The organism is Rhodoluna sp. (assembly GCF_044232805.1).
Taxonomy (GTDB): domain Bacteria; phylum Actinomycetota; class Actinomycetes; order Actinomycetales; family Microbacteriaceae; genus Rhodoluna.
Genome location: NZ_JBIILG010000059.1, coordinates 1 through 4,278 on the forward strand (window position 1 = coordinate 1; position 4,278 = coordinate 4,278).

The window sequence follows — 4,278 nt, forward strand, 5'->3', positions numbered from 1 at the left end:
AAGTGCAGAGCGGGCGGTGGCCACGATGCCTGTCGAGGGAAACACCCAACCAATTGGTTTGCTTCACGGTGGCGCCTATCTTGTACTTGGTGAAACCCTAGGTTCGTTCGCCGCTAACGTCTGGGCGCACCCAAACGGCCACGCGGTTGGAATTGAAATTTCTGCGTCACACACAAGGTCAGCTACCAAGGGTCTAGTAACAGGAACCGCCACTGCGCTTTCCCTTGGAAAAACTCTTACTGTTCACGAGGTCGTGGTAACAAACGAAGCTGGAGAAAGACTCTCCACAGTGCGCATAACTAACCTGATAAGAAAAGCTACTTCTCCAGCTGATCAAGAATAGTCTTTGCCACATCAACCATTCCAATTCGGCGGTCCATGGCAGCTTTTTGTATCCACCTGAAGGCATCTGGCTCCGAAAGTCCCATTTGAACCCCAAGGACACCTTTGGCCCTTTCAACAAGCTTTCTCGTTTCGAGCCTTTCGGTCAGATCAGATACTTCTGATTCCAACTGGGTAAGTTGCTGATGACGAGATAGTGCAACCTCAATTGCCGGAAGTAGATCTTCCGGGGAGAATGGTTTGACCAGAAAAGCCATGGCTCCCACTTCGGAAGCACGCGTGACTAGCTCTTGCTGGTTGAAAGCTGTTAGAAACACCACTGGAATTCGGAGTTGGGCAATTTGCTCGGCAGCCGAAAGACCATCCAAATCTGGCATCTTGATGTCCATCACCATTAGATCGGGCTTGAGTTCTTTGGCAAGTTCGATTGCCTTTAGACCATCTCCAGCTTCTCCAACCACATCGAAACCTTGGTCTCTCAAGGTTTCGACGATGTCCATTCGAATCAGCGACTCGTCCTCGGCAACAACTATTCGTCGCTTAGAGTTCTGTTCCATGTCGCTTACTTTATGGCACTTTGGGGCAATGGGGCCAAAACAAATCGGTTAGAGTTGAACACGTGGTACTGCCGGAATGGCGGAACGGCAGACGCGGAGCACTCAAAATGCTTTGTTCGAAAGGACGTGTGGGTTCGAATCCCACTTCCGGCACCACGAAAGCCTAGCTCTCGGCCCCAGTTCCAACCTTGTGAACTCGAAGTGTGTTTGTGGAGCCCGATACCCCAGGTGGGGTTCCAGCGACAACAACTACCTCATCGCCCACCTTGCACATTCCCTGCTCTAGAACTGAAATATCTACTTGTTCGAACATAGAGTCTGTGTGTGTCACTTTTGGAACAATGTAGGTCTTTGATCCCCAAACCAGTGATAGCTCGCGAGCCGTTTGAACATTCGGTGTGAAGGAAAGAACAGGGACGGCCGACCTTAATCGCGAGATCCTTCGAAGTGAATCTCCGCCTTCAGTGAATACGCAGACAAATTTGGATCCAAGTAGCTCCGCAATTTCCATAGCTGCAAACGAAACCGCTCCACCCTGAGTGTGAGGTCTAGTTCCAAGGTCTGGAATCCTTGAGAGCCCGTTTTCCTCAGTTGACTGGATGATCTTTGCCATTGTCGACACTGTTTCAACCGGGAATGATCCAACACTAGTTTCGCCCGAAAGCATAAGAGCATCGGCACCATCCAAAACTGCGTTCGCGACATCGCTAGTTTCCGCACGTGTTGGAATACTCGATGAGATCATGGATTCAAGCATCTGGGTAGCAACTATTACTGGCTTAGCCCAGCGGCGTGCAAGCTCAACAGCACGTTTTTGAACCAGTGGAACTTGCTCAAGAGGAAGCTCGACACCAAGGTCACCACGGGCAACCATGATTGCGTCGAACGCGTCAATAATCTCCTCTAGATTCTCAACCGCTTGGGGTTTTTCAATCTTTGCGATTACGGGAACCTTGCGACCCTCCTCGCGCATAATCTCGTGAACTCGCTCGATGTCAGAAGCATTTCTCACAAACGAGAGCGCCACCATATCCACACCCAGCTTTAGGGCCCAACGCAAATCCGCCTCATCCTTTTCTGAAAGAGCCGGAACATTCACTGCTACTCCAGGGAGATTTATTCCCTTATTGTTCGAAACTAGACCGGGAATCTCAACCTCGGTAGTAACAGTGGTGTCGGAAACTGCTACAGCTCGAAGTTTAACTTTGCCATCGTCAATCAGCAGAAAATCGCCAACTTTGACATCACCTGTAAGACCCTTGAATGTCGTTCCACAGATGTTGACATCACCTTCGATCTCATCGGTCGTGATCTTGAAGGTGGCGCCCTTTTCAAGCTTTACCGGCCCATCTTTGAACTTGGTTAGACGAATCTTCGGACCTTGCAGGTCCACAAAAACTCCTACTGGCTTATCTAGATCACTAGCAGCCTTTCGAACATCGCGATAGATCTGCTCGTGGACATCGTAGCTACCGTGGCTGAGGTTCATCCTTGCAACATCAACACCAGCTTCGATGATTGCTCGAAGTTGATCGTAGCTAGAGCTAGCAGGCCCTAGGGTTGCAACGATTTTTGCCCTTCTCATTTGACACCTCTTCTTGTTATGGAGCGGTTAGCTGTAAACAGATAATGGTTGGTCTGAGGCCCGCACCGGTGAGGGCAAATCTGTGGTTCCTTCTAAGAATCTATCGATGGTGGCGGCAACCGCGCGACCCTCAGCTATCGCCCAAACAATCAAGGACTGTCCTCTTCCAGCGTCCCCGGCTACAAAAAGCCCTGGAACATCGGTTGAGAAATCATCCGCTCTCGCGAAGGTACTATTTGATTCTAAACCTAGATTCAACTCCTCGGCGGGACCAGCTGTTTCCGGACCAACAAATCCAAGGGCCAGAAGGACCAAATCTGCTTCTATGGTGCGCTCTGTACCAGGGGTCGGGACACGTTTACCGTCAACAATCTGGGTATCAGCAACGCGAATTCCCTTTACGCTTCCTGACTCCCCGACAAATTCAATTGTTGAAGACATGAATTTTCTGTCGCCAAACTCCTCATGTGCGCTTGATACTTCGTAAAGATTCGGAAACGTAGGCCACGGCTGTTTTGAAGATCTAGTCTCTGGTGGCTTTACACCAATCGCAATTGTTGTAACAGACTTTGCTCCCTGCCTGGTGGCGGTTCCCAGACAATCCGCTCCAGTGTCCCCTCCGCCTAGAATAACCACATGTTTTCCTGCAGCAGAGATCTGATCGCTTAAGCTCAACCCTGCAACGGCGCGATTAGCCTGAGCTAGATACGGCATCGCGAAATGAACTCCACCGAGTTCTCTTCCTGAAACAGTCAAGTCTCTGGGCACCGATGCGCCGGTTGCAACCAAGACAGCGTCGTATCGTCTTAGGAGATCCTCCCAGCGAATTTGCTTACCAATTTCAACCCCAGTTCTAAAGCGCACGCCTTCGGCTTCAAGCTGAGCGAGTCTGCGGTCAATGTGACGCTTTTCCATCTTGAAATCAGGAATTCCATAGCGCAGTAAACCGCCAATTCGATCATCTCTTTCAAAGACGGCAACAGTATGTCCAGCTCTTGCAAGTTGTTGCGCGGCCGCTAAGCCAGCCGGACCAGAACCCACAACAGCCACTGTTTTTCCAGTAAGCCGCTCGGGTGGATGAGCCGAGACGAAACCGTTATCGAATGCGTCATCAATTATTGACACTTCAATTTCCTTGATCGTGACGGCCGGTTGGTTAATCGCTAGAACACAGCTTGACTCGCATGGTGCCGGGCAGAGTCGACCCGTAAATTCTGGAAAATTATTTGTTGAGTGCAACCTTTCAATTGCCGAAGCCCCATCGGCACGCCAAACCGCGTCGTTCCATTCCGGGATCAAGTTTCCAAGCGGGCAACCCTGGTGGCAAAATGGCACTCCGCAATCCATGCACCTTCCAGCCTGAGCCTTAACAACACCGGACTGACGTCGTTCGTAGACTTCCTTCCAGTCCATAATTCGCACCTCAACTGGGCGGCGCTTAGCTACTTCTCGGTCAGGAACCTTTAGAAAGCCTCTTGGATCAGCCATTGGTAGCCTCCAGAATCTTTTCCCAAACTTCCTTGCCGTCCGGGTCCATTCCGTTTTGCTCTGCGTCTGAGAGAATTTCCCTAACACTTGCGTAATCAGTAGGCATCACGACACTGAAATTCTCCAGCTCGGAATCGAAGTTCTCAAGTATCCAGCCGGCAATTCTTGATTTAGTCTCGGTCTGGTGAAGCGCAATCAGCTCTCTAAGTTCAACTGCCTGCTCTTTAGACGGCCTAAGAAGCCTGAGTTCATCTCCGCTGAGTGCCTCCGCATTCACACTAGAATTCCGAAGATTGTAAACATATG

General features: G+C 50.4%; 5 protein-coding genes and 1 tRNA gene. 2 read left to right on the forward strand and 4 right to left on the reverse strand.

The genetic code is table 11. The annotated features are described in order from the left end of the window. Positions 1-343: PaaI family thioesterase (locus AC9UES_RS06330; protein ID WP_509527757.1), on the forward strand; the 343-nt coding region annotated here is incomplete at its 5' end. Here the strand turns inward: AC9UES_RS06330 and AC9UES_RS06335 are convergent. After that, entirely contained in the window at positions 318-899 is a 582-nt protein-coding gene (locus AC9UES_RS06335; protein WP_509527760.1) for an ANTAR domain-containing response regulator, read from the reverse strand. The two genes, AC9UES_RS06330 and AC9UES_RS06335, sit on opposite strands and share 26 nt — an antisense overlap. Positions 900-969: 70 nt before the next feature. On the opposite strand from AC9UES_RS06335, the gene AC9UES_RS06340 reads away from it, so the two are divergent. Then, positions 970-1,055: transfer RNA gene (locus AC9UES_RS06340), tRNA-Leu, on the forward strand. 7 nt (positions 1,056-1,062) lie between these two features. On the opposite strand, the gene pyk is transcribed toward AC9UES_RS06340, so the two are convergent. The 3 genes from pyk to AC9UES_RS06355 all read right to left on the reverse strand — a co-directional run. Continuing rightward, positions 1,063-2,484: a pyruvate kinase gene (gene pyk / locus AC9UES_RS06345; protein ID WP_509527763.1), complete on the reverse strand. Its 1,422-nt coding sequence runs from the start codon at positions 2,482-2,484 to the stop codon at positions 1,063-1,065. Between the two features lie 27 nt (positions 2,485-2,511). Beyond that, on the reverse strand, positions 2,512-3,972 hold the full coding sequence (locus tag AC9UES_RS06350) for a glutamate synthase subunit beta (protein WP_509527766.1): 1,461 nt from the start codon (positions 3,970-3,972) through the stop codon (positions 2,512-2,514). Beyond that, positions 3,965-4,278: hypothetical protein (locus AC9UES_RS06355; RefSeq protein WP_509527769.1), on the reverse strand; the 314-nt coding region annotated here is incomplete at its 5' end. The genes AC9UES_RS06350 and AC9UES_RS06355, both read right to left, overlap by 8 nt.